24 protein-coding genes and 1 other annotated feature are annotated in these 25254 nt (G+C 48.1%); of the genes, 1 reads left to right on the top strand and 23 read right to left on the bottom strand.

Annotated features, from left to right (window positions below):
* Window positions 1–14 precede the first annotated feature (14 nt).
* Both HW560_RS15380 and lspA read right to left on the bottom strand, forming a co-directional pair.
* A complete protein-coding gene (locus HW560_RS15380) occupies window positions 15–998 on the bottom strand; it encodes an RluA family pseudouridine synthase (protein WP_179263760.1) in 984 nt (327 codons plus the stop codon).
* The gene (gene lspA, locus HW560_RS15375; RefSeq protein WP_090901464.1) at window positions 991–1485 is read right to left on the bottom strand and encodes a signal peptidase II; all 495 of its coding nucleotides are present in this window, start codon (window positions 1483–1485) and stop codon (window positions 991–993) included. Before lspA ends, HW560_RS15380 begins: the two co-directional genes overlap by 8 nt.
* Window positions 1486–1705: 220 nt before the next feature.
* Between lspA and HW560_RS15370 the strand changes: the two genes are divergently transcribed.
* Window positions 1706–2443 (top strand): TraR/DksA C4-type zinc finger protein, encoded by a 738-nt coding sequence (locus tag HW560_RS15370; protein WP_179265828.1) that lies wholly within the window; start codon window positions 1706–1708, stop codon window positions 2441–2443.
* A gap of 13 nt (window positions 2444–2456) precedes the next feature.
* Here HW560_RS15370 and HW560_RS15365 read toward each other — a convergent pair whose 3' ends face one another.
* From HW560_RS15365 to mraY, 21 genes are all read right to left on the bottom strand, one after another.
* Entirely contained in the window at window positions 2457–2813 is a 357-nt protein-coding gene (locus tag HW560_RS15365; RefSeq protein WP_063567857.1) for a DUF5665 domain-containing protein, read from the bottom strand.
* Between the two features lie 237 nt (window positions 2814–3050).
* Window positions 3051–6149 (bottom strand): isoleucine--tRNA ligase, encoded by a 3099-nt coding sequence (gene ileS / locus HW560_RS15360; protein ID WP_090901471.1) that lies wholly within the window; start codon window positions 6147–6149, stop codon window positions 3051–3053.
* Between the two features lie 684 nt (window positions 6150–6833).
* Window positions 6834–7125: a binding site (T-box leader), on the bottom strand.
* Between the two features lie 58 nt (window positions 7126–7183).
* Entirely contained in the window at window positions 7184–7693 is a 510-nt protein-coding gene (locus HW560_RS15355) for a DivIVA domain-containing protein (RefSeq protein WP_063566974.1), read from the bottom strand.
* 241 nt (window positions 7694–7934) lie between these two features.
* The gene (locus HW560_RS15350; protein ID WP_090901477.1) at window positions 7935–8717 is read right to left on the bottom strand and encodes a YlmH family RNA-binding protein; all 783 of its coding nucleotides are present in this window, start codon (window positions 8715–8717) and stop codon (window positions 7935–7937) included.
* Window positions 8718–8733: 16 nt separating this feature from the next.
* Window positions 8734–9003, bottom strand: a complete 270-nt coding sequence (locus HW560_RS15345; RefSeq protein ID WP_373564987.1) for a YggT family protein — start codon at window positions 9001–9003, stop codon at window positions 8734–8736.
* 7 nt (window positions 9004–9010) lie between these two features.
* Window positions 9011–9478 carry a cell division protein SepF gene (locus HW560_RS15340; RefSeq protein WP_063566976.1) on the bottom strand — a complete coding sequence of 156 codons (468 nt, stop codon included), beginning with the start codon at window positions 9476–9478 and terminating at the stop codon, window positions 9011–9013.
* Window positions 9469–10170, bottom strand: a complete 702-nt coding sequence (locus HW560_RS15335; protein WP_179263759.1) for a YggS family pyridoxal phosphate-dependent enzyme — start codon at window positions 10168–10170, stop codon at window positions 9469–9471. The genes HW560_RS15340 and HW560_RS15335 overlap by 10 nt, the downstream gene beginning before the upstream one ends.
* Window positions 10171–10176: 6 nt before the next feature.
* The gene (pgeF, locus tag HW560_RS15330) at window positions 10177–11070 is read right to left on the bottom strand and encodes a peptidoglycan editing factor PgeF (RefSeq protein WP_090901483.1); all 894 of its coding nucleotides are present in this window, start codon (window positions 11068–11070) and stop codon (window positions 10177–10179) included.
* 51 nt (window positions 11071–11121) lie between these two features.
* A complete protein-coding gene (locus HW560_RS15325; protein ID WP_371129143.1) occupies window positions 11122–11511 on the bottom strand; it encodes a YlmC/YmxH family sporulation protein in 390 nt (129 codons plus the stop codon).
* A gap of 200 nt (window positions 11512–11711) precedes the next feature.
* Complete coding sequence (sigG, locus tag HW560_RS15320; protein WP_063566979.1) at window positions 11712–12494, bottom strand: RNA polymerase sporulation sigma factor SigG; 783 nt, start codon at window positions 12492–12494, stop codon at window positions 11712–11714.
* Between the two features lie 111 nt (window positions 12495–12605).
* On the bottom strand, window positions 12606–13328 hold the full coding sequence (gene sigE, locus HW560_RS15315) for an RNA polymerase sporulation sigma factor SigE (RefSeq protein ID WP_017687308.1): 723 nt from the start codon (window positions 13326–13328) through the stop codon (window positions 12606–12608).
* Between the two features lie 11 nt (window positions 13329–13339).
* Window positions 13340–14320, bottom strand: a complete 981-nt coding sequence (spoIIGA, locus tag HW560_RS15310) for a sigma-E processing peptidase SpoIIGA (protein WP_179265826.1) — start codon at window positions 14318–14320, stop codon at window positions 13340–13342.
* Window positions 14321–14573: 253 nt separating this feature from the next.
* Complete coding sequence (gene ftsZ, locus HW560_RS15305; protein ID WP_063566980.1) at window positions 14574–15686, bottom strand: cell division protein FtsZ; 1113 nt, start codon at window positions 15684–15686, stop codon at window positions 14574–14576.
* Between the two features lie 149 nt (window positions 15687–15835).
* On the bottom strand, window positions 15836–17119 hold the full coding sequence (gene ftsA, locus HW560_RS15300) for a cell division protein FtsA (RefSeq protein WP_090901486.1): 1284 nt from the start codon (window positions 17117–17119) through the stop codon (window positions 15836–15838).
* 293 nt (window positions 17120–17412) lie between these two features.
* Window positions 17413–18180, bottom strand: coding sequence for a cell division protein FtsQ/DivIB (locus HW560_RS15295; RefSeq protein WP_090901489.1), 768 nt, complete (start codon window positions 18178–18180; stop codon window positions 17413–17415).
* 58 nt (window positions 18181–18238) lie between these two features.
* Window positions 18239–19522 carry a UDP-N-acetylglucosamine 1-carboxyvinyltransferase gene (murA, locus tag HW560_RS15290; RefSeq protein WP_090901491.1) on the bottom strand — a complete coding sequence of 428 codons (1284 nt, stop codon included), beginning with the start codon at window positions 19520–19522 and terminating at the stop codon, window positions 18239–18241.
* 17 nt (window positions 19523–19539) lie between these two features.
* Window positions 19540–20445, bottom strand: a complete 906-nt coding sequence (gene murB, locus HW560_RS15285; RefSeq protein WP_090901494.1) for a UDP-N-acetylmuramate dehydrogenase — start codon at window positions 20443–20445, stop codon at window positions 19540–19542.
* A 148-nt stretch (window positions 20446–20593) separates the two neighbouring features.
* Window positions 20594–21703: an undecaprenyldiphospho-muramoylpentapeptide beta-N-acetylglucosaminyltransferase gene (gene murG, locus HW560_RS15280; protein WP_090901497.1), complete on the bottom strand. Its 1110-nt coding sequence runs from the start codon at window positions 21701–21703 to the stop codon at window positions 20594–20596.
* 7 nt (window positions 21704–21710) lie between these two features.
* Entirely contained in the window at window positions 21711–22808 is a 1098-nt protein-coding gene (gene spoVE, locus HW560_RS15275; protein WP_090901499.1) for a stage V sporulation protein E, read from the bottom strand.
* Between the two features lie 48 nt (window positions 22809–22856).
* Window positions 22857–24278, bottom strand: a complete 1422-nt coding sequence (gene murD, locus HW560_RS15270) for a UDP-N-acetylmuramoyl-L-alanine--D-glutamate ligase (protein ID WP_179263758.1) — start codon at window positions 24276–24278, stop codon at window positions 22857–22859.
* Between the two features lie 3 nt (window positions 24279–24281).
* Window positions 24282–25250, bottom strand: a complete 969-nt coding sequence (gene mraY / locus HW560_RS15265) for a phospho-N-acetylmuramoyl-pentapeptide-transferase (protein ID WP_063566988.1) — start codon at window positions 25248–25250, stop codon at window positions 24282–24284.
* Window positions 25251–25254: the final 4 nt, after the last annotated feature.

Here is a 25254-nt window from a genome sequence, read left to right as displayed (position 1 = left end):
ACTTTCTCGAGCTGTCAGCGGCTGCGCAAGGAGGCAAGCACTTCTTCCATATCCTGCGGAATCGGTGCTGTAAATTCAAGGTATTCTCCGGTCGTTGGATGTACAAAACCAAGAATGGCGGCATGCAGGGCCTGTCCCTGCATTTTGATCCCTTTGTTACGACCATACGTCGGATCTCCTACAAGCGGATGACCGATAAATTTCATATGAACACGAATCTGGTGGGTTCGCCCGGTCTCCAGTTTCAGTTCCAACAACGTGTAGTCGTTAATACGCTCCTTAACGGTAAAATGCGTGACCGCATGTTTACTGTTACGCTCTGTAACGGTGTACATTTTGCGATCATTGGTATCTCGACCAATCGGTGCATCAATCGTACCTTGATCATGGCTAAGATGCCCATGAACGAGTGCAATATATCTTCTATTCACACTATGCTCTTTGAGCTGAGCGGCCAGCGAGGCGTGAGCACGATCATTTTTGGCTGCCATGATTAGACCTGATGTGTCCTTATCAATCCGATGCACAATACCGGGACGCAGCTCGCCGTTAATGCCTGACAGATCTTTACAATGATACATCAGCGCATTAACAAGTGTTCCCGACGTATGTCCTGGTGCTGGATGAACAACAAGGCCGCGCTGTTTGTTAATAACGATCAAATCGCTATCCTCATATACCACTTCAAGTGGAATATCTTCAGCAATAATCTCGACAGTCGTTGGCTCAGGGATCAGAAGCTCTACCAGATCGCCTTGAGATAATTTGGTGTTAGCTTTGACTTTAGCCCCGTTCACCGTTACGAATCCGTCTCCAATCCACAATTGAACTTGGGAGCGCGATACGTTATCCATGGATTCTGTAATATATTTGTCAATTCGTTCTTTATTATGTTCAGCGGCAACCGTCCATTCCATACGATCATTGCCATTCAAGAGTTCATCATCATACGTTGACGTGTCTCCGTTAGTCTGTTCTTCATTTTGCGATTTACTCATGATGTTCATTCCCTTCGACCTTTGCGGCTGCTTTCTCGCGCCGTCCTTCAAGCAATGTTTCCACAATAATCAGTACCACACCGATACAGATCGCCGAGTCGGCTATGTTGAAAATGGGAAACGTATAGCTACCAAAATTAAGCTGGATAAAATCGACAACTTCTCCGGTCAAAGCCCGATCTAGGAAGTTCCCGATAGCTCCCCCAAGCACCAAACTAAGCGCTACGGGCAGCAATTTGTGCGGAGTATCTTTTACCTTTTGCAAATACCAAACCAAAGCCACCACGACAACCAGTGTAACCACGATAAAGAACCAGCGTTGATCCTGTAAAATACCAAAAGCTGCACCTGAGTTACGATGTGATGTGATGACAAAGAAGTTGCCAATCACCGGAATTTCATCTCTAAGTTCCATCCGGGTTGCAATTAGGAACTTTGTTCCCTGATCGATTAAAAATACGATAAAAGCGAGGATATAATACACCACGTTTGTTTGTCACTCCGTTCTTGTCTTTTCCAAACGATACCAGGCTTTACGCCAGACTTGTTCATTGTAGCACAGCTGTTTGGAAATCGTCCACGACGCGGTTAGCCGCAGCCCGGATGGCAAAAACGATAACATTTCCCTTCTGTAATTCTGCACGAAATGACACATCCTACAACAGAGTCAAAATCCGGAGTCCATACGGAACAGAAAGGGGAAAATGATGACACATTTCACTGCCAAACAACTGCAATCGTTACGTTCCCAACTGATAACCGAAAAGCGTGATATTGAACATAGACTGGAGCAGAACGAACATTATGGTCTTGGTGACTCCATGAAGCTTCAGACAGGCGAATTATCACCGATTGACAACCATCCGGGTGATGTAGCTACTGAGATGTATGATCGCGAAAAGGATATTTCCCTGCTGGAGCATGATGAATTTCAACTGGAGCGCATCGACTCTGCCCTGCATTCCATCGAAGAAGGTCATTATGGAACTTGCGCCGTGTGTCAGCAACCTATCCCCTATGAACGCATGCAAGCTGTTCCTTACACCAAATACTGCAAAAAGCATCAACCGGAAACCGTTGTCTCTGAAAATCGCCCTGTCGAGGAAGAATTCCTCGCCCCTGCCTTTGGCCGCACAAGCCTGGATGAACGTGATGACCAGAACGGCTTCGACGGTGAAGACGCATGGCAGATTGTTGAAAGTTGGGGCACCTCCAATACTCCGGCCATGGCTGAGGGACGGGACATCGACAGTTACGACGTTATGGCGATTGAAGCCTCTGACGAAGTGGAGGGCTGCGTTGAGGCATATGAGAGCTTTGTCGCAACCGATATCTACGGTCATGACGTCTCCATCGTACGCAATCGGCAATATCGACAGTATCTGGAGAACCGTGAAGGCGATGGCCTGTTAGAACCGGATATCGAATCAGACGACTCGTATTAAACCTGCAGGTAACCTAATAAGTGTTTAATTCCAGCTGTCGCTGCACAATCCGTACAATATCTGCGATGTAATCACCCACGATGGGCAGATTAAGCGCACCTAGCACTTGTAACACGTAAATGATCGTTGCTGCAAAAAAAGTAAAACCGATGGCGATCCCCACGCCCCTTGCGGCGCCAGACAACAGATTAAGTCCGATCAGCTTCCATGGCCGGTTCAATAATTCCGTATACTGTGCGATTCGTGAACGTTCGAGTTCATTGGCGAGCCGGTTAGTGAGCTTGTGAAGTTCTTCAATCTTGTCCTCCGCATTTTTGGAATGCGTTGTGGATTCTGAATTTGATGGCGATTGGGTATCCTGTTCGTTCATAATTTACTCAGTTCCTTTGATGTATATAGAATGTCTGCACAATAGAAATCATTGCCCATTTGCTGAAAAACCAAACGAGCCAGGACACAGGATTGTTCTCCTGCATCTGAGGCTCGTTGGCATGTCTGTCTCTATATACTGTCCTATTTGAAATAGAGTTACTCTGTCCCCGTTAAAGTCAGACAAAGCAATCCTTTCTTCAGGAACGCCTTACGTGAGAATTAGAGAATTACTGTATTACCCCTCGATATATACACCGATGGCTTTACCTCCGGCTTCAATACGTTGCATCGAATCATTCGTACCGAAGGTCACTTCGGTAACGAGCACATTCTCACGCAGCACATGATCGAAGGCCTGAATCGCTTCTTGTAAAGCAGCGTCCACATCCAGCGTCAAACGTACTCTTTTCTCAATCGGCAGATCCAGCTTCTTCCGTGTGTCTTGAACTGCACGAATGACTTCGCGGACCCAGCCTTCCTGTTCGAGTTCTGTTGTGATCTCCGTATTGAGGGCTACCGTCAGACCATAGCCGGATGCCGAGGCAAAACCGGATTTGGCTTGTTTCTCAACCAGCAGTTCTTCACCCGTCACTTGCAGCTCTTCACCTTCCGGAGAAACGACGTTCAGAAGATTTTCTGTCACTACTTTACGCGTCTCGTCTGCTGACATTCCCTTGAAGAAGTTCTGCAGGAAGCCTACGTTTTTACCGTATTTTTTACCCGCTACTTTCAGGTTCAGCTTCAAAGTGAAATCAACGAAATCTGCATCATCATGCTCGGTACGAATCGTTTTGACATTGATCTCATCCTTGATGATCTCTTCATAACTTGCCAGATCGAAGCCTTTATCCAGAGAAACGATCAGTTCGGACAACGGTTGACGTGTCTTGATTCCTGTTTCGTTACGGACATTACGGGCAAGTTCCACGATTCGGCGTGCTGTCTCCATATCCTGCTCCAGATTCAAGTCAATCAGCGTTTCATTGGCAGCCGGATAATCATCCATATGCACACTCTCACCAGTAGTCAGGTTCAGATAGATATCTTCTGCAAGCATTGGTGTGAATGGAGCCACGAGCTTGGCAGTAGTCACCAGCACCTCGGTAAGTGTACGGTAAGCGTCCAGTTTGTCTTCTGTCAATCCGCTGCCCCAGAAACGGTCACGGGAACGACGGATGTACCAGTTACTGAGCTCATCTACAAACGCTTCAATGGCTTTGGAAGAGTTCAGATAGTCGTTAACAGCCAGCGCTTTTTCTACAACGAGAATCAGGCTGTTCAGTCTTGACAAAATCCAGCGGTCCAGATTGTGTGAAGACAATTTGAACGGATGCTCCTGTGGATCAAATCCATCAATCGTAGCATACAGCGTCAGGAATGCATGGGTGTTAACCAGCGTATCCACCATTTTGGATTTCGCTTCGCCCACGATGCCTTTGGAGAAACGTTTGCTGTTCCATGGTGCGCTGTCAGACAGCAAAGCCCACCGGAATGCATCTGTACCGTATTCTTCAATAACTTCCCAAGGATCGATAACGTTACCTTTGGATTTCGACATCTTCTGTCCGTTCTCATCGAGAACGTGGCCTGTTGCCATAACCGCTTTGTAAGGTGCTTTGCCTGTCAAAAGTGTAGATACAGCCAGCAAGCTGTAGAACCAGCCGCGCGTCTGGTCAATTCCTTCACAGATCATGTCTGCCGGATATTGCTGTTCAAATATTTCTTTATTTTCAAATGGATAGTGCTGCTGGGCAAACGGCATGGAGCCGCTGTCGAACCAGACATCGATCACTTCCGGAGTACGTTTCATTTCATATTTACCACAAGAGCTCATGACTTTGACGTCATCTACATAGGGCTTATGCAGCTCCAGATTCTCAGGCACGTCGCCAATGGCACGAGCACGCAGTTCAGCGATGCTATGCGGAGCAAATTGTTCACCCGTCTCTTCACATACCCAGATGTTCAGTGGCGTTCCCCAATAACGGTCACGGCTGATATTCCAGTCCACGAGATCTTCAAGGAACTTCCCGAAACGCCCATCACGGACGTGGCCCGGGTACCAGTCTACTTCACTGTTATTGGCGATCAGCTGATCCTTGATTGCTGTTGTTTGGATAAACCAGCTGTCCATTGCATAGTACAGAAGTGGTGTATCACAACGCCAGCAGAATGGGTAGCTGTGCTCATATTTTTCTTTGCTGAACAAACGCCCTTTTTCCGACAGGTATCTTACGATATCAATATCGCAATCCTTAACAAAACGTCCGGCAAAATCAGTTACCTGCGGCACAAACTTGCCTTCCAAGTCCACCATATTCACAAAGCTGATGCCATTCTCACGACATACACGATAGTCATCTTCACCATGTGCAGGTGCCATGTGTACAATCCCTGTACCACTTGCATCAGTTACAAAGCCTGCGCCCAGGATGATGTTTGCTTTCTCAGCCTGCACGTAGTTGAACGGAGGATCATACGTTTTGCCAACCAGGTCAGAACCTTTCAGGGCACCGATGACTTCATATTCACCTTTGGCGTCCTTCATGACTTTCTCAACAAGATTAGTCGCCATGATATATACTTCGTTGTCCTGACGAACGCGGGAGTAGTCCATATCCGGGTTCACGGCAAGCGCAACATGTGAAGGCAATGTCCAAGGCGTTGTTGTCCAGGCAAGCACGAATTCGCCGCTGTCATCCAGCTTGAATTTGGCTGTAGCACTGAGGTCTTTCACGTCTTTGTACCCTTGCGCTACCTCATGGGAGCTAAGTGTAGTCTGACAAGACGGACAGTACGGACTCACACGGTGACCACGATACAGCAGACCCTTTTCATGAATCGTCGCCAGAATGTTCCACACACTTTCGATGTAATTGTTGTCGAGTGTGATATACGGATTATTCATGTCTGTCCAGTAACCAATACCTTCGGTCAGATCGCGCCATTGTTGTTCGTATTCGAACACGCTCGCTTTACATTCGTTAATGAATTTCTCTACGCCATAATCTTCGATTTCCCACTTGTGGGAGATGCCCAGCTTTTTCTGAACACCCAATTCTACAGGCAGACCATGTGTATCCCAGCCTGCTTTACGAACAACGCGGTAACCTTTCATCGTGTTATAACGTCCCACGAAATCCTTGATTACTCGGCCCAGTACGTGACCGATATGCGGTTTACCGTTGGCTGTAGGCGGTCCCTCGTAAAATACAAAGTTTGGCTTGCCTTCGCGGTTTTCGATGGATCTTTTGAATGTATTCTCCGTTTTCCATTTGTTTAACACGCGTAGTTCTCTGGCGCGTGCTTTCTCTTTGACGTCAACTCGTTGCATGATGATCATCTTCCCTTTCTTTGGTTAAATTGTGGACCGTCCACAAAAAGCGTTTCAATCCCCCTAAATCCCCCTTACCAAGGGGGACCCCATAGGCGCTCCGCCCTCTGGACACCCGGAATGGGTTGTCTTTGGCGGGCACTGCGGCGGCGTTGGCGAGGGTGTGTATGGTGGAGTCGGCCCTCTTGCGGCTGTCCCCTTCGGGAACGCCGCAGGGCCTTACCGCGAGAAGGGAGTTGCCGCACGCTTCGCTCCTCCGGCGGCGGGCTCTCTCCTTGAGGTCCCTTCGGGCCTCATGTACGTTCGCCTTAGCGAAACCCGGTGCCGGGCGCTTCGCTCCTCCGGCGCTGGGCTCTCTCCTTGAGGTCCTTCGGGCCTCATGCACGTTCGCCTTAGCGAAACCCGGTGCCGGGCGCTTCGCTCCTCCGGCGGCGGGCTCTCTCCTTGAGGTCCCTTCGGGCCTCATGTACGTTCGCCTTAGCGAAACCCCGGTGCCGGACGCTTTCGCTCCTCCGGCGGCGGGCTCTCTCCTTGAGGTCCCTTCGGGCCTCATGTACGTTCGCCTTAGCGAAACCCCGGTGCCGGACGCTTTCGCTCCTCCGGCATCGGGCTCTCTCCTTGAGGCACCTTCGGGCCTCATGTACGTTTGCTGCTTTTTTTGGACACAAAAAAACCTCATCCCTGGAAAGGGACGAGGTTATGCTCGCGTTACCACCCTAATTCTGTTCATCACAAACCACATCCAATGTAAATTGGGTATGCTCTGTCATCAACAGCGCTTATGCCCCGCTTAACTACAGCAGGGTGCCGATATAACGTTCGGCTCACGGTTTCGCTTACACACGGCCAATCCTTCACCGCTTCAGCGTCACTTCTCCGGGGAGATATTCGGCTATAACTCATCCATTGGCTTGCACCAGACGCCAACTCTCTGAGGGATGAGATCATAACGTACTGAACCCGTCATGGAATCACTATTCATTATGAATATAGTTATAGCCTCTTTACAGGCAAAAGTCAACCAGGCGGATAGACTAATAAATTTCCTTCATTTCCCGCTCACGGTCACGGACTTCCTGCTCCCGGCTCTCCAGCGCTTCCCAACCATCCTGAGTCAACAATTCAAGCTGTGCTTCCACAAGTGTACGGAAACGGGCACGATAGATGGACGCCTGCTTTTTCAGCTCTTCGACTTCCAAAGCAATTTTGCGTGATTTAGACAAAGATTCGTTTACGATCCGGTCCGCATTTTTCTCGGCTTCCTTCACGATCAACTGTGCTTCTTTTTTCGCATTGTTCTTCACATCATCCGCAGCTTCCTGCGCAATGATGATCGTTTTGCTCAGCGTCTCTTCAATCGTTGCAAAATGATCAAGCTTCTCCTGAACGGACAGCAACTGATTGCTCAGCTCTTTGTTTTCGCGAATGACGCCTTCGTAATCTTTGATGACTTGATCCAGGAATTCATTGACCTCATCCTCGTCATACCCGCGCAAGCGTCGGGAAAATTCCTTGTTGTGTATGTCCAGCGGCGTTAATGGCATGCTGTCCACCTCCTGTTAAAGTTCCTTCCCGGACTGAGAAGGTTTGCAGCATATGGGTTCCACCCAAGGGGCCGTATTTGTGATGCCCAATCCTGGCAAGAATACGGAATGCAGGATCAGACTTTGATCCTTTGGCGGTCATATCAACCTTTGCACTTTAATGTATATCGGAAACACCGAATGTTTTTTGCACCTTTACCTTAAACATTTCGACAAGAAAGCGGGTTTTCCTGCAACACACTTAGGCAAATTTGCCGATTTTTACGCGGCAGCGTCCCTTTTTGGTCAACCCATCCTGTTCCATCACCTTGAATCGACCAAATCCTTGAATGGATACCACATCTCCCGCCTTCAGCGCTTTGGACGGATCTTCCTCCACCTTCCAATTCACACGACAGCGGCCAGCCTTGATCGGAACGAGAACTTTACTGCGACTAAGCCGATACACATCTGCACAGATGCCATCCAAACGCAGGGAAGCCACAGTAATGTCCATCGTCTCCAGTTTGCTCTCGGACCATTTCAGCTGATCCAGTGCCAACAGCTCCGTAAACACATGTACCCGGTGCACCTGATTCAGTTGAAGCGATAAAAAAGCGCCGGTTTCCGACGCCACCACCGTATGGCACCCGTCCTCCAGCACTTGAATATCACCGATCTTGCCACGCTTCATGCCAAGCCCGAGCAGGGCACCCATATAGTCCCCATGCTCCAGCTCTTTGATTTTCTGATCGTCAGACGTAATGCTCATCACCTGCATACCCATATCTTCATCGTCCAGATATCGATAATCCGGTGCAATCAGCGCACGCTTACGTTCAGCTGCTTCATAACCACCATCCAGACGAATCTGTACATCATCTCGACGGTTCACAAGTGTTTGTAAAATAAAGACCTGTCTGGGATCAAGAAAGTCAGTTAGCTTTATGTCATGATACTTACTTGCCCGTTCAACCCAGTCTGAGGCTTTATCCACAAAATCCCGCTCATCATGACTAAAATGCTCGTAAATTTCACCGCTCATCTATGTTCACCCTACCTTAATAAACAAAGTATCGGAGGATGGAGATCAGCCCATTAAGCGCAAGTTGAAGAACGATCAGCGCCACAATCGGTGAAATATCCAACACACCGAACAAAGGCGGAATAAATCGGCGGAAAGGTCTTAAATATGGTTCCACAAACTTACCTAGCCATTCACCGATGAAGCTCTCCCGTGCGTTGGGAAGCCATGACATCAATATGTAGACAATGACCATGTAAAAGTAAATCTGGTATACCGTGTACAACACGCTTTCAATCTGATACAAAAGTGGCTCACCTCATTCTGTTATAATCTTGCTCGCTGTCAGCCAGTATTTCCGTAATTGAACCCTGAATTTCAACCGTGTCTGGCGTACAGAGAAAAATGTTGCCGCCAATTTTTGAAATACCGCCGCCCAGTGCATACACTGTGCCACTCAAGAAATCAATGACGCGCAGTGCCTGATCCTGACGCACCCTCTGCAGGTTAACGACAACGGTACGATGGGAGCGCAGATGATCAGCAATCTCCTGTGCTTCGTCATAAGAACGCGGTTCATAAAGGACGACTTTAACATTTTTCTGGGAATGAATGCTCACCACATTATTACCCCTTTGGTTTCTACGTTTATCGAGACTTGAGGTTTCAGCTTCCTGTTGATCAGGATCATGTTCCTCTTGTGCCGCCATACGCTCACGTTCCACAATCTCTTCCTCTTCCTGAAGTCCGAGGAAATTCATAAACTTATTCATTACGCCCATTGCGAACCCTCCTCTTTTCCTACGAGAATCGATCCAAGCCGAACCCAGGTTGCCCCTTCTTCAATCGCCACTTCAAAATCATTGGACATGCCCATCGACAACTCGGTCAATGGCTCCGCTGTCAAAGCTTGTCCATTCAAATGGTCTCTAAGCTCACCCAGTCCGCGGAATACGGGACGTGTAAGCTCCGGATCTTCCTCATGGGGTGCCATGGTCATCAGGCCGATGACCTTCAGGTTGTTGAACGAACTGATTTCGCGCAAAAAGGAACTCGCCTGTTCAGGCTGCAAGCCAAACTTGCTCTCTTCACCCGAAATATTCACCTGCAATAGTGTTTCCACCTGGATGCCAAGAGACGCCGCCTTTTTATCCAACTCCTTGGCCAGGGACAAACGATCCAGTGAATGTATGTAACGGAATTTACCGATGACGTCCTTCACCTTATTCGTCTGTAAATGACCGATAAAATGCCAGGTTCCCTGCTGACCGAATGCTTCCCATTTCGCTTGTGCATCCTGCCAGCGGTTTTCGCCAATATGCTCAAGACCGTGGTCCAGCACAGCTCCAGTTGTTTCAAGTGAGACGTATTTCGTGACAGCAATCACATTCACATCTTCACGTTGACGGCCACTGCGCTGACACGCTGCTTCGATCTTCTGATTTACCAGTTGTATACGCTCCTCCAATGACACAGAGGGTCACCTCTCTTCCAGCCCAATCCAGCTCGCCATTCTCCCGGTAATGCCATTTTCTTTACGATAAGAGAAAAATAGCTCGGGATTGCAGCTTGTACACCAAGTTGTACATTCGATATGATCCGGCAATATTCCTGCTTTCATCATAATGTGTCGATTGCATTCTTTCAAGTTTAACATCGTTTTGCCATTTCCGGCAGGTCGATATACTGAATTAGATGCAGAGTTCTTGTATTCATCATTACCCGAGGAGTGGTCCAGCCAAACCCGTACATGCTGCATAACCGCTTCATCCACTTCATAACAGCAATCCCCAATGGAGGGACCTATTGCAGCATGGATATCCTGTCTGCGACTTCCATATTCCTGCTCCATCTTTTCGACCATCGATTCGGCTATACCAGCAACTGTACCTTTCCATCCGGCATGAGCAAGCCCCACCGCTTGTTGTACGGGGTCATAGAAATAAAGGGGTACACAATCTGCATAAAAGGAAGTCAGCAGCACACCAGGTACATTAGTGACTAACCCATCCGTATCCTGTAACGCAGACTGTCGATCCAGCAAACCTTTACCCCGATCTTCAGCCGTGATTACAGCGACATGTTTACCATGTACCTGTTCTCCACATGTCCAGGATTCCAAAGGGAAACCCAGCTTTTCAGCCACAAGTTTGCGATTATTCAGCACGTCAGCCGGATCATCACCCACATGATAGGCACAGTTGAGACTGGCGTAAGGTGTGCTTCCGACACCACCCTGCCTTGTCGTAAAACCGGCTTTCATATGCTTAAACTGCAATTTCCACGGCTCTACATATAGTAACAACGGGTCAGGACCCTCATTTGAGTTCTGGCTTCCCGACCGTATTTCCTTATCCAAAATAAACGGTTCCATCTTCTCACCTCACAACTTCCAGTGTACCAAATGAACCCCGTTCTGTCTCGGTTATATCGTTCGGCGCTGGTTCCGATCCAACCGTTCAATACGTTCCACCCGGTCCATCCGGCCGTTCTGTTCGTCATACAAGCGGGCTTCACGGTCACGCTCATCGTAGTTATTTTCCTTTATTTCATCCATTTTAACCAAAATCACATCCGAACCGATCTTCACAATGTTTCTCCAAGGGATGACTAGATCCGTTCCACCGCCGAACAGCCCCATAAAACGACTGTAACCTGGCACAACAATTGCCTCAATTCGTCCCTGCTTCAGATCCAGCTCCAAATCGCTAATCTGACCCAGACGTTTGCCATCCGTAATGTTAATTACATCTTTGGTTTGAAAATCCGAAATTTTCATCCCGCTACCCACTGGTTCACCTGTACTCACTTTCATTTGCTCCCGCCCCCCGATTCATCCGCTTCTGCCCGTTCTCCGCTTCTATACAATATATGTTTCATACGCGAAAAATGTCCTCTTTTTCGAACGAAAGGCAAGGGAACAATTCATAATGCCTCTGATGTCGAAATCAAAAAAACAAAAAGGCGATCAAAGGAATATCTTTACCCTTTGATCGCCTTCTGGCTAACCCCTTGTTACGACTTCACATGTTTCTGCATTTGTTGTATCGCTGATTTCTCCAGACGGGATACCTGCGCCTGGGAAATGCCAATTTCATCAGCCACTTCCATCTGGGTTTTCCCTTCGAAAAACCGCATCGACAGAATCATTTTCTCCCTTTGACCGAGACGGTGCATCGCTTCACGCAGTGCAATTTCCTCAATCCAGGACACATCCTTGTTTTTGTCATCACTGATCTGATCCATCACATAGATCGGATCTCCACCATCATGATAGATCGGTTCGAAGAGTGAAACCGGGTCTTGAATGGCATCCAATGCAAAAACCACATCTTCCTTCGGCACATTCAGTACCTCAGAAATTTCGAATATCGTCGGTTCACGGGAATTTTTATTCGTCAGGCTGTCACGCACCTGAAGTGCTTTATAAGCAATGTCCCGCAAGGAACGAGATACCCGAATGGGGTTATTATCGCGCAAGTATCGACGGATTTCACCGATAATCATCGGCACCGCGTAGGTTGAAAATTTGACATTCTGGGATAAATCAAAATTATCAATGGCTTTCATCAGGCCGATACATCCAACCTGGAACAGATCATCGACAAACTCTCCCCGATTGTTAAAGCGCTGAATGACACTGAGCACCAGGCGCAGGTTGCCATTCACTAATTTCTCTCTTGCTGAGCGATCATGGTGTTGCTGTAGGGAATGAAACAATTCCCGCATTTCTATGTTGGTGAGGACAGGCAATTTTGCGGTGTCCACGCCACAAATCTCGACTTTGTTTCGGGTCATCGTGACTTACCTCCCAAGGAGAAACATTAATGTACATTATCTCCGGGGCAGGCTATTTTATTCGCACTTGGCATCCTTGCCATTAATACCCATTATAGAAAATGCTCCTGTTCAGACCATCTTGTTGAACTCCTTGCGGAGTCTTTTAATGATTCTTTTTTCGAGACGAGAGATATAGGATTGGGAGATTCCAAGCAGATCGGCGACATCTTTTTGTGTCTTTTCTTCCCCATCCGTTAAGCCAAAGCGAAGCTCCATAATCATTCGCTCCCGCTCGGTTAATTTTTCCAATGCTTTATGCAAAAGCTTCCGGTCTACCTGTTCTTCGATATTCCGATAGATTGTATCGTTCTCCGTACCGAGTACATCCGATAATAATAGTTCATTTCCATCCCAATCAATATTGAGTGGTTCATCAAAAGAAACTTCTGTACGAATTTTACTGTTACGTCTCAGGTACATCAAAATTTCATTTTCGATACAACGGGAAGCATAGGTGGCCAGCTTAATTTTCTTTTCCGGGTCAAACGTATTAACGGCTTTAATTAACCCGATCGCACCGATGGAGACCAGATCCTCGATATTGATACCTGTATTTTCGAATTTGCGTGCAATGTATACCACCAGTCGAAGGTTCCGTTCAATCAGCATGGCACGGATCGCGGAATCCCCTGAAGACAACTTTTGCAACAAAAATTCTTCTTCTTCACGTGTTAAGGGGGGCGGTAGCGCCTCACTGCCTCCGATATAATAAATCTCTTCACTTTTCAAACCAAGCAGAAATAATAAACGATAGTACTGCAGCTGCGCCACCAGTTTCCATTTTACAAGCATGTACGTTCCTCCTATACCACATTCAGCGGCTTTTCTGTTGCTCCCGCAGAGATAGCCGTAGACTGCGCAGAAGCAGCGTCTTGCACAAGCTCAGGGTGAATCACGGCCTGGTATTTTCCATCGGATGACAGTACGCCCCCGTCCAACCCTATTAATACTTTTGTCGTATCAAAACACATCTCATCCATCGTTACCTTCACCCGGTCTGGCTTCATCGCCAGCATAAACGCAGTTCCTTTGTTAATGCCTCGATAAGGTACCAGCCTTAAACGATCCTGCCAGTGAAAATCCTCCTGATCGAGCTCCATGATAAGGTTGTCCGGCGCCTCATCCTTCAACCTGCCCTTCCATGCAGCAGGCAGCATGTCTTGCCATAATGATACCTCCATTACCATGACGGGCATTCGTGAAAGGGGGTCTGTGAGTTGATTTCCTGTATCCAGAAGGCCTGTACAAGAAATAGTCACCTCGTCAATAAAAACCTCCACTTTACCCAAGTACGTTGTCATTCGGTCTGTTTTTCGTTTGGAGCTCTGCACAGCTTTGAATAGAAAAAGCACGGCAAAAAAGACGACAAACGTGAACCAGAAGGCAATTTTCAAATCAAAAGACATTCCACCCGATGCCGTAAACCAAATGCCGTTAAACAATTCCCCAGAGCTCTGCAGCATGTAGTGAACACCCAGAATTCCCCCTGCGGCGACAAAATTGATTACATAGAAGGTGCCCAAGGTCCTCATAAATGCCTGAAGACCCTTAAACCCAAATGCAATACTCAGCATCACCAGAGACAATCCAAACTTGATCAAAAAGGTGAACATAAAATCAAACTCCGGTACAAACATCATGACGACATACAGCGCACCCACGATTGCGGACAGCAACCATCGCCACCAGACCAGCTTCGTTTTGCGCATCCAGGCCGTCAGTCCGATGAGTGCACCGTCAATACACAGGTTCGTCAAAAAAATAAGATCCACATATACAATCACATTCTTCACCTGCCTGCGCGCAGCATATCGAAATAACGTTATCCCGATATTCATGAGCATATTCACAAGTATAAGGAGCTCACTTTTCAAAGTCTGTCTAATCATGGGGGGAGCGTTCCAACTTTTTTTGTCGGAATTGCTCAGACCCGTTGTTCAGAATTTGTTCAATACAATGTGATAGGATAATAAAAAAACAAAAAGACCCGGTACTCCTATCAGGAGTACCGGGTCTTCATTGAAATCTATTGGAGTATTAATCGTTGTTATTATTGCGTGAACGATTGCGTAAAAATGTCGGAATATCCAGCTGATCATTGCTCGGCTGATTTCCGAACGGACGCAGATTCGGCGAACGGTTATCCGCAGGCTCACTTGCTGGAGCCGGTTTACGTCCTGGTGGTGGGGAAGCAGGTTTATCTTCAAAGCCAGTCGCAATGACCGTCACTTTGATTTCCTCCTTCAGATCCTCATCAATGATGGCACCAAAGATCATGTTCACTTCCGGATCGGAAGCTGACGTAACGATCTCAGCTGCTTCATTGACTTCATACAGGGACAGGTTAATGCCGCCCGTAATGTTCATGATGACACCACGTGCACCTTCGATGGAAGTTTCCAGCAAAGGACTCATGATGGCTTTGCGTGCCGCTTCTGCTGCACGGTTCTCGCCAGTCGATTCACCGATACCCATTAGCGCAGATCCACGCTCATGCATGATCGTTTTGACGTCTGCAAAGTCAAGGTTGATCAGACCCGGTACAGCGATCAAGTCAGAGATACCTTGTACGGCTTGACGAAGTACATTATCTGCTTGACGGAATGCTTCAAGCATTGGGGTCTTTTTGTCTACAATCTCAAGCAAACGATCATTTGGAATGACGATTAGCGTGTCCACTTTTTCCTTGAGAGCTTCGATACCTTGCTCTGCATGGCTGGAACGTTTACGTCCTTCAAATGTGAACGGGCGAGTAACTACACCCACGGTAAGTGCGCCGCACTCTTTGGCAATTTCGGCAATAACCGGAGCTGCACCTGTACCTGTACCGCCGCCCATACCTGCTGTAACAAATACCATGTCTGCACCTTTCAAGGTGTTCATGATCAAATCACGGGATTCTTCCGCTGCTTTTTTACCTACATCCGGGTTGGCCCCTGCACCAAGACCACGGGTTAATTTATCACCGATTTGCAACTTGTGCTCGGATTTCGCCAGGTGTAGTGCCTGTGCATCCGTATTCACCGTAATAAATTCAACACCTTGTACACCATTTTCAATCATTCGGTTGACTGCATTGCTTCCGCCGCCGCCTACACCGATGACTTTAATTTGAGCCAAGCTCTCCATCTCGAAATCAAATTCCAACATATTATTCCATCTCCCCCTCAATGTGCATGGATGGCCCGTCCAATTTGTGATTGAACCGAATCAATTTCATATATCGACGAACGAAAGCGTTTATTTTAGAACCAGCGCATTCAAACGGCTTCAGAATTGTATGAAATGGATTCAACCTTTTATATAAATTCGCTGAACATATTTTTCAGCCGTTCGAACAGACCTGGTTTCTGCTCCGATTCCTGAGCCGGATTCGGCTTAGGACGGTTGGTCGGTTTTTTGTTGTTATTATTATTGTTGTTGTTTCCACCGCCGTTGTTGATCGAGGGACGAATACGCAAACTGCGGATTACACTGTGCAAAATGCCGACTCCGCTCGTAAAGCCAGGGTCACGTACACCGATATAATCCGGCACCGCGACTCGTACCGAAGCAGCAAGCTCATGCTGAGCGACCTGCAGGACACCCGGCATAGAGACCGTACCTCCCGTTAGTATATAACCTCCAGGAAGATCATTGTAACCAAGACGCTTCACTTCTTGAGAAATCATCTGGAATATTTCCTGAACCCTCGGTTCGATAATAGCCGCCAGATCCTCTTGAGAGAATTCCTTGTCTACGTTGCTGCCGATCCGTGTTACTTTGAACATGACGTCCGCAGCAGCATCATCCAGCCATGCGCAGCCATATTTCAGTTTAACCTTTTCGGCTTGATCTGTTAATGTGCGCAGACCATAGGCAATGTCATTCGTTACGAACTCCCCGCCGATAGGCAGCGTTGAAGTGGCAACGAGACTGTCTTCTTCGAAGATGGCAATGGTTGTAGCCCCGGCTCCGATATCAACAAGCACGGAACCCATCGTTTTTTCATCCTTGGACAATGCCAGCTGACCTGCTCCAAGTGACATGAGTACCAAATCACTTACTTTCAGACCCGCTTTTTCCACGCAGCGCAAAAGATTATGTATCGCGGTTTTTGCACCCGTAATGATGGTCGCCTCCACTTCCAGACGAACACCAATCATACCACGGGGGTCCTGTATGCCTTCCAAGCCATCAACAACGTACTGCTTGGCTACAACATCAATAATTTCCCGTTCCGGTGGAACCGCAATTACTTCGGCTGCTTTCAACACCCGCTCCATGTCTTCTTCTCCGATTTCACGATCCTCGTTAGATACTGCCACGACGCCGTGACTGCTCATCAGTCCGATATGATTTCCCGAGATTCCAACATATACTTCGGATATTTGAATACCCACCATACGTTCTGCATGATCCACTGCATTGCGGATCGATTGCACCGTCTGATCGATATCTACGATTACACCTTTGCGAATTCCCTCCGAGTCGGCAGATCCAACTCCAATAATATTAAAGGTTCCATTATTCATTTCCCCAATAATAGCGCGAATTTTGGATGTACCGATGTCCAAACTAACAATGATGTCATTGTTGCTCAAGTCTGTGGCACCTCCTGACTCCAAATAGTAAAATACGTTCGGGTTTAAACACTCTTAAAACATATTCAACACACTTAAGGCTTTCCCTCTTTTTTCTACAATTTTTTTGGGTGCCAAGATCTGGTTGCGAGACATAAAACCTTGAAGAAAAAAGAAGGAGGCAACTCAGGTGCCATAAGTTCAAGTGTATCATTTTTTCTTCGTCTCAGAAAGAACAACTTTCTCTGGATATAAGGGGCTAAACCCCGATCCCGCCTGGTTTTGAATAATGCTCAACCGAATAAAGGCGGAAATCAGGGAGTTGCTCCTGGCTCAGCATCTTCTTCAGGGTTATCCGGAATGAAAGGCACGTACGTATCGGCCTCCAGCATCGTGATTTTCCCTGGACGTTCGGTCTCAATGACCTGATTGAGATACTCTACTTTATCGGACAATAGAGAAACGGTTGTAATCACTTCAAACTGTGACTTGGTATACATCCGAATCTGATCCGGGAATGAAGGTGTAGGATTCGGAATAATCTCCGATATATCCGTCGTTAGTTCATTCGGAATCTTGGCCAACACTTCACTCAGCTTTGCCTTGAGCGGATCATCCGCCTTCCATTGGGTCAGAATCGGTTTCTCAACCGCAACTCCAATGGTAGCAGGAACCGTTAAGCTTGTCCCGCTTGCCAGTATGGCTTTTAGCGTACCGTCAGAACCAAGTTCATACGCAACCGTTGGATATTCCTGCACCTTGATAAGAATAGTGCCGGGGAATTGTTTATCCACAGTTACGGTTGATATAGCCTTGATCGTTTTCAGTCGCTCAATCACATCAGCAGAGGTTGTCCCAAAAAACTGTTCGCCCTCCTTCAGACCGCTTTTCTCCAGCAGCTCCGAAGTTGTTGTGTATACATTACCCGTAATCTCAATTGCCGAAATCCGACTCATCGAAGAACGAAAAAAAAGTACAGCAAGTAATACAATAAAAAGAAATAAGAGAATAAAAACAATTTTACGGCTTGTGTTTCGTTTGGGCCGATTCTGCTTCAGAACCGGAATTTGACTTTTAGGCATAGGTCGCGCTCCACAAAGCCTTCGGCCCCCTTCCCTTAAGAAGGGGACTCAAAGGACGTTAATTGGCAAAATCCAGCTGCTTCGAAACGGGGGACTGTCGCTCAACCGAAGCTCCAAGGCTCTGAAAGAGCTTCTCGATACGATCATACCCTCTATCAATATGATGCACTTGCTCCACAACCGTTTTTCCCTGGGCAGCAAGGCCAGCAATGACTAGTGCTGCACCTGCACGCAGATCGGTTGCTTCCACTGTAGCCCCGTACAAACGGGGAACGCCACGGATAAATGCTGCATTCATGTCAACCGAAATATCGGCTCCCATGACATTCAGCTCATCCACATGTTTGAACCGACCCTCGAATACTGTTTCCTTCATCACACTGAAACCGTCTGCCAGACTGAGCAGCACCATAATCTGAGACTGTAGGTCTGTTGGAAATGAAGGATACGGAGAAGTCACAATGCGGTCTACTGATTTGGGACGGCTCATACAACTCACCGTCATTATATCATTGCAGACTGTGATTTGAACACCAGTACGCTTCAACACATGTATAAGGGAAGTAAGATGGGCCGGATTGCAGTGTGTAAGCGTTACATTCCCTCTCGTTGCTGCGGCTGCAATCATCACCGTTCCTGCAACGATCCGATCAGGTATAATTTCATAAGAGCAAGGCTTGAGTTTCTCCACACCATTAATGGTAATCGTGTCCGTTCCAGCACCGATAATTCGTGCACCCATTGCATTCAGAAAATGTTGCAGATCCTGTATCTCTGGTTCTCTGGCTGCATTAAATATTGTAGTTGTACCTTCAGCCGTAACAGCAGCCATCATAATATTTTCTGTGGCTCCTACACTTGGGAAGTCCAGATGAATGTCTGTACCCACCAGCTTGCGCCCGCGGCATATGATCTGCTGATCCAGTTCTTCAATCGAAGCTCCGAGCGCCTCCAGGCCCCGAAGGTGAAGATCAATTTTACGTTCCCCAATGGCACAGCCACCTGGCTGGTACACGGATACTTGCCCAAACTTAGCCAGCAATGGACCCATCAAAAAAATGGAAGAACGCATCTGCTTCATGAGATCCTCAGGCACATCATATGACCGGATGGACGACGTATCAATCGTCACTGTTCCCTGTTCATGCCGACACGTGCATCCAAGTCGTTCCAGGATATACAGCATCACTTCAATGTCCAGCAAGTGTGGAACGTTATGCAGCGTAACTTCTCCGTCTGCCAACAAACTTGCGGCCATGATCGGTAAAGCGGCATTTTTTGCTCCATGGATGCGTATGGATCCTGAGAGGGGTTTCCCGCCTTCAATCACCAATTTGTCCAATGTATCACCTCCGGGGTTTACCGTTCACCCACTACGAAGACTTCCGGTACCAGGTTAATACCGTTTTGAGATGATATAGTGTTCTGAATCTGCTGCATTAGGGTGATAACGTCCTCTGCTGTTGCTTGGCCTGTATTGACAATGAAATTGGCATGCATGGTGGATACCTGTGCACCTCCCTGTGTCATACCCTTTAACCCCGCTGCTTCAATCAGGCGGGCGGCATGATCACCAGGTGGATTCCGGAACACGCTGCCAGCACACGCCATCTGCAGTGGCTGTGTACGGCGTCTACGGTCTTTATAAGCCGCCATCGATTCCGAAATGACTTTGCGTTCTCCTTGCTGGAGTGCAAATGTAGCTTCCAGCACGATGCCTCTCCGGTCATGCAGAACAGAGTGGCGATAGGCAAATTCCATGTCCTCCTTGCTGTAACGTACCAATTCCCCTGTCTCCAGTACAATCTCAGCGGATTGAAATATCCGTGACACATCCGATCCATGGGCACCAGCATTCATATATACGGCTCCGCCGACCGTTCCGGGGATGCCGCTGCCAAATTCCAAACCGGTCCACTCTTTCTTTGCAGCAACAACGCTGAGTTTAACAAAGGAATGTGCTGCTCCGGCGGTTACCCCGCCCTCGTGAAACTCGGCATAATCAAAGCCTTCTCCCGGTTTCACGACAACTCCACGTATTCCCTTGTCAGCGACCAGCATGTTTGAACCCCGTCCAAGCTGCATCCATGGGATCTGATGCTTGTGCAGCAATTGGATGAGATTGACCATCTGCTCCTTGTTTTCCGGTATGATCAGCGCATCTGCAGGACCGCCGATCTTCCATGTGGTGTATTTGGCTAGCGGCTCGTTTTCAAGAACTTTGCCGACATTGTTCTGGGATAGTAACGATATCCACTGCTGCATATTAACATCCTCCTTTACTTCAAAACCGATGAGCACTGCAGTTTTGGTTGCTGCAGGCCGTGTTGCGGCGCCATGGAACGATTGTCACGATTTATAGGGTATCTTATGTCAGTCCCGCCGTGTGTGTGACAATCGCCCAAAACGCACTTTAACGCCCTACAGCAAGACGCCGAATCTCGCTCACAAGCACCTCGGCTGCATCGGGTTTCCCCAGTTTCCGGGAGGCTTCAGCCATCCTTTTACGAGCCGCTTCGTCATTCATAATTCCAGCAATCGCTTGATATAGCGCCTGGCCTGTCAGATCCTTCTCCAGCATCGTAAGGGATGCACCGCCACCCTCAAGTGTACGAGCATTCGCCTCCTGATGATTATTCGTCACGTTAGGTGACGGAATCAGGATAGATGGAATACCGAGAGATGTAATCTCGGCAAGGAATGATGCCCCTGCACGATTTACGATCAGCGACGTGCATGCAAGAACCTCAGGCATGTTGTGTACGTAAGGCAGCACATGCAGATGATTTGGCATCGTTCCAAGGGAACTGCGGATCGCTTCACGCGTTTCATCAAAATAAGAATCACCAGTCACGTAGACCACGTGCACATCTTCAAGCTTGGCCAGCATCGGTGCCATATCCACCATGGCTTTATTAATGGCTTTCGCACCACGGCTGCCACCAACCACAAGAACTACTCGGCTGTCCATGGGCACACCCAATGTCGCAAATCCACGATCGCGGCTGGCTTGAGCTACCGTTGTAGCTCTTGGATTACCGGTATACACGACTTTTTTGGCTCCAGAGAATGCTTTCTCCGAACCCTCAAAACTAACCGCTACCGTATCTACATACCGGGTAAGGAACTTGTTCGTTAACCCGGGAATGGCATTCTGCTCATGAATAACGCTTGGAATACCAAGTTTGGCTGCTGCATATACAACAGGCCCACACACATAGCCCCCCGTACCGATGACAACATCGGGTTTGAATTCCTTGAGCATTTTCTTAGCTTTGCGCACACCTTGCAGAAATCTCATCACAGTCTTCACGTTGTCAAAGGACAATTTCCGGCGAAAACCTGTAATATCAATCGATTGAAACGGAATATTCTCTTGTGGCACCAGTTTGCTTTCCAGTCCACGGGTACCACCAATATATAAAAATGTCGAGTCGGGGTTCTCCGCCTCACATTGTCTTGCTATAGCAACGGCCGGATAAATATGTCCACCGGTACCGCCACCGCTTAGAACGACTCGCATCGTACATTCACCTCGCATAACGGGATAAGTTCAATAATATGCCTAACGCTGTCAACATCAAGGTCAGAGATGAACCACCATAACTGATGAGTGGGAGTGTAATCCCCGTAACCGGCATAAGCCCAATCACGACGCCAATGTTGATAATGACCTGCACAGCCACCATACCCACAATGCCTACGCCCAGAAGGCTGCCAAAAGCATCCGGTACCGTCATCGCTACGCGCATCCCTCTCCACACCAGGACCAGGAACAGCAATAATACAATCATTCCACCAATGAAGCCAAGCTCTTCTGCCAAAATGGAAAAAATAAAATCTGTTTGCGGCTCGGGTACGTAGCTGTATTTTTGTCGACTCATACCCAGCCCCAAGCCTGCAAGTCCTCCCGGGCCGATCGCATATAAAGATTGAATAATTTGATATCCGGCACCAAGCGGATCAGACCACGGGTCCAAAAAAGCCGTTATTCGCTGCAATCTGTAAGGAGCTGCCGCAATCAACGCGGCAAATCCCGCTACACCGCCTAGAGCAAGAAGCAAGAGATGCTTCATCCGTGCTCCTGCTGTGAAAATAATCAGCATTGATGCACCCAGCATTACTGTGCCTGTCCCTAAATCGGGCTGAAGCATAATAATGCCAAAGGCCAAACCAATCAAGCCGAGCGGTGGCAGAAGCCCCGTCGTGAACGTTTTGATTTTGCCGGGTTCCTTGCTTAACCAGTGAGCCAGAAACAGGATCATGCCCAGTTTCATGAATTCTGAAGGTTGTATGCCGAATGAGCCAATACCCAACCAGCTTCGTGCCCCTCCACGAACCACTCCGATGCCAGGAATCAGCACCGCAATCAGCATGATAAAACAGGCGATCAGTATAGGCTTGGCATACTTTCTCCAGACCCGGTAGTCCACATTTGCCGTAACAAACATGGCAGCAAGTCCAAGTCCGGCGAACAGCAGCTGTCTTTTGACAAAGTAAAATGAATCACCGTAGTCATGAAAAGCAAGCACCGAGCCCGCACTGTATACCATAATAATGCCGATGGCAAGCAATGCCAGAATACAAATTAGGAGCCAGAGATCCGGCGCCGGTCGCGTCTGTTTCATCAGGAGGCCACCCCTTGCATGGAAGTAGGGGCTTTTCCACCCCCCTACTTACAAGTTATGCGCCGCCTCTTTAAAAATGCGTCCCCGCTCTTCATAGGAAGCAAACATGTCCCAGCTTGCACACGCCGGTGATAACAAAACCACATCACCTGGAGCTGCAAACTGTGAAGCTTCCTGCACGGCAGCGGTTAACGTTCGGGCAGCGTCCTCCTCATTATCGACGACCTTAATTTGCTTTAATCCCGCCAGTTCCGCGACCTTGGCAATTTTCTCTCGTGTCTCTCCAAGAGCAACCACAGCTTTCACCCGCTCCTGGAACAACGGCAGCAATTCCATCATATCTGAACCACGATCCAGTCCGCCCGCAATGAGCACCACCGGTTCCTTGAAGGAGTTTAATGCCATTACAGTTGCTTTGGAGTTCGTCGCTTTGGAATTGTTGTAATAGCCCGCTCCATTATGTTCAAGTACATACTCAAGCCGGTGTTCAACCCCCTTGAAGTCAGCCAGAGGCGCAGCAAGCACAGAGGGGTCGGCTCCAGCGGACACAGCAATAGCTACTGCTGCCAATGCATTTCCCACATTGAACCGTCCTGGGATTCCGATGTCTTCCACATCAATAATGACGTGACGGTTACCCTGATCGTCTGCATAGATCACCTGGCGCTTCACATCATCCTCTTGCCCATCCACGTATGGAGGATCAGCGTATACTCCTGCTTCAAGCTTCTCTGTCAGTGAGAATGGGAGCAGTCTTGCTTTAATATAAGGAACCAGTCCGCGGCATACCGGATCATCCCAGTTCAGGATAGCGACATCCTCCGGTTGCTGGTTGGAGAATATTTTTGCTTTGGAAGCCACATAATCATCCATGTCCCCATGGTAATCCAAATGAGTCTCCGCCACATTTAGCAAACTGGCAATGCGCGGACGGAAATCGGATGTGCCTTTCAGTTGGAAACTGCTAAGCTCCACCACCATCCAGTTATCCGCAGAAGCCTGCTCTGCCGCCTCACACAAAGGCGTTCCAATATTACCGGCAACGATAGGTTTCAAACCGGCAAGCTCCAACATGTTGCCTACCCACGTTGTTGTGGTCGTTTTTCCGTTAGAGCCAGTAATCCCGATCATAGGTGCAGCGCATAGATGATATGCCACTTCCACCTCAGTCACCACTTCTATGCCTAAGGCGAGTGCCTGCTGCACAGGAGGCGCCTGATAAGGTATGCCCGGATTTTTGACTACAAGCTTCACATCACGATGAATCAGATCGTCCGGATGTCCCCCGCATACAACAGAAATTCCCAAAGCCTCCAATTCGGATGCTTCGGGACACTGTTCTCTCTCTTTTTTATCATTAACTGTAACGATTGCGCCGGCACGATCCAGCACTTTGGCGACCTGCACGCCGCTCTTGGCCAGTCCAAGCACGACCACTTGTTGCCCACGATATGATTCAGGATGATTCATTTTTTACAACCCCTTGTTGAGATAAAGTCCAAGAGCGGCCAAAATGGCACCTACCGCCCAAAAAGTAATGACAACTCGCCATTCCGACCAGCCACTCAATTCAAAGTGATGATGAATCGGGCTCATTTTGAATACGCGTTTGCCACGAGTTTTGAATGATACCACTTGAATAATGACGGACAGGATTTCGATGACGAAAATACCGCCAATGATGACAAAAAGAAGTTCTGTCTTCGTCACAATAGCAACGGCACCAATCGCACCACCAATGCCGAGTGAGCCTGTATCTCCCATAAATACTTTGGCCGGGTGTGCGTTATATACCAGGAATCCCAGTACCGCACCAATCATCGCCGCCGCACATACCGCTGCTGGCATGGATGTTGCCTGCATCGCTACAATGGCAAATGCTCCAAATGCGATGGCGCTCACGCCGGACAGCAAGCCGTCCAGACCGTCGGTAAAGTTAACTGCATTCGTGATGGCAAGCATCATGAAAACTACAAACGGATAGTAGAACCATCCCGTCCAGTCGAAGGAGACTGATGTACCTGGAATCGATATGGCTGTGCTGTGTCCATTCTGGATCAGCAAGTAACACATCACGGCACTGAAGAACAACTGACCAATCATCTTTTGTCTAGCTGTCAGCCCCAGTGAACGTTTGAATACAATCTTGATGTAGTCATCCAGAAAACCGATCAGGCCGAAGCCGAGTGTAGCCACCAGCAGGACGTAGAAGTCCGTATTTTTGACAGCTGAAAATTTCAAAAAGGCCAATGTGAACGCGAGTAAAATAACTACTCCGCCCATTGTAGGTGTTCCGCTTTTTTTCAGATGGCTCTGTGGCCCATCTTCCCGAACCTGCTGTCCGAACTTCATTCGACGCAGCAACGGAATCAAGAGCGGTGCAGCAATCACCGCCAAAATAAATGAAACACCGATTGTTAACAGTAATACCTGAAAATCCATGGGT

The organism is Paenibacillus sp. E222, assembly GCF_013401555.1.
Lineage (GTDB): Bacteria > Bacillota > Bacilli > Paenibacillales > Paenibacillaceae > Paenibacillus.
This window is presented reverse-complemented; position numbering and strand designations above follow the sequence as displayed.

Coding starts and splice junctions, on each gene's coding strand:
- sigE (WP_017687308.1), bottom strand. CDS start 13,328: ATGCTTGTAAAATGGAAACTGGTGGCGCAGCTGCAGTACTATCGTTTA.
- ftsZ (WP_063566980.1), bottom strand. CDS start 15,686: ATGTTGGAATTTGATTTCGAGATGGAGAGCTTGGCTCAAATTAAAGTC.
- HW560_RS15340 (WP_063566976.1), bottom strand. CDS start 9,478: ATGGGCGTAATGAATAAGTTTATGAATTTCCTCGGACTTCAGGAAGAG.
- HW560_RS15380 (WP_179263760.1), bottom strand. CDS start 998: ATGAGTAAATCGCAAAATGAAGAACAGACTAACGGAGACACGTCAACG.
- sigG (WP_063566979.1), bottom strand. CDS start 12,494: ATGACCCGAAACAAAGTCGAGATTTGTGGCGTGGACACCGCAAAATTG.
- HW560_RS15370 (WP_179265828.1), top strand. CDS start 1,706: ATGACACATTTCACTGCCAAACAACTGCAATCGTTACGTTCCCAACTG.
- HW560_RS15295 (WP_090901489.1), bottom strand. CDS start 18,180: ATGCCTAAAAGTCAAATTCCGGTTCTGAAGCAGAATCGGCCCAAACGA.
- murB (WP_090901494.1), bottom strand. CDS start 20,445: ATGCAGCAGTGGATATCGTTACTATCCCAGAACAATGTCGGCAAAGTT.
- murD (WP_179263758.1), bottom strand. CDS start 24,278: ATGAATCATCCTGAATCATATCGTGGGCAACAAGTGGTCGTGCTTGGA.
- HW560_RS15355 (WP_063566974.1), bottom strand. CDS start 7,693: ATGCCATTAACGCCGCTGGACATACACAACAAGGAATTTTCCCGACGC.
- HW560_RS15365 (WP_063567857.1), bottom strand. CDS start 2,813: ATGAACGAACAGGATACCCAATCGCCATCAAATTCAGAATCCACAACG.
- HW560_RS15350 (WP_090901477.1), bottom strand. CDS start 8,717: ATGAGCGGTGAAATTTACGAGCATTTTAGTCATGATGAGCGGGATTTT.
- murG (WP_090901497.1), bottom strand. CDS start 21,703: ATGCGAGTCGTTCTAAGCGGTGGCGGTACCGGTGGACATATTTATCCG.
- ileS (WP_090901471.1), bottom strand. CDS start 6,149: ATGCAACGAGTTGACGTCAAAGAGAAAGCACGCGCCAGAGAACTACGC.
- mraY (WP_063566988.1), bottom strand. CDS start 25,250: ATGGATTTTCAGGTATTACTGTTAACAATCGGTGTTTCATTTATTTTG.
- pgeF (WP_090901483.1), bottom strand. CDS start 11,070: ATGGAACCGTTTATTTTGGATAAGGAAATACGGTCGGGAAGCCAGAAC.
- HW560_RS15325 (WP_371129143.1), bottom strand. CDS start 11,511: ATGAAAGTGAGTACAGGTGAACCAGTGGGTAGCGGGATGAAAATTTCG.
- spoVE (WP_090901499.1), bottom strand. CDS start 22,808: ATGAAACAGACGCGACCGGCGCCGGATCTCTGGCTCCTAATTTGTATT.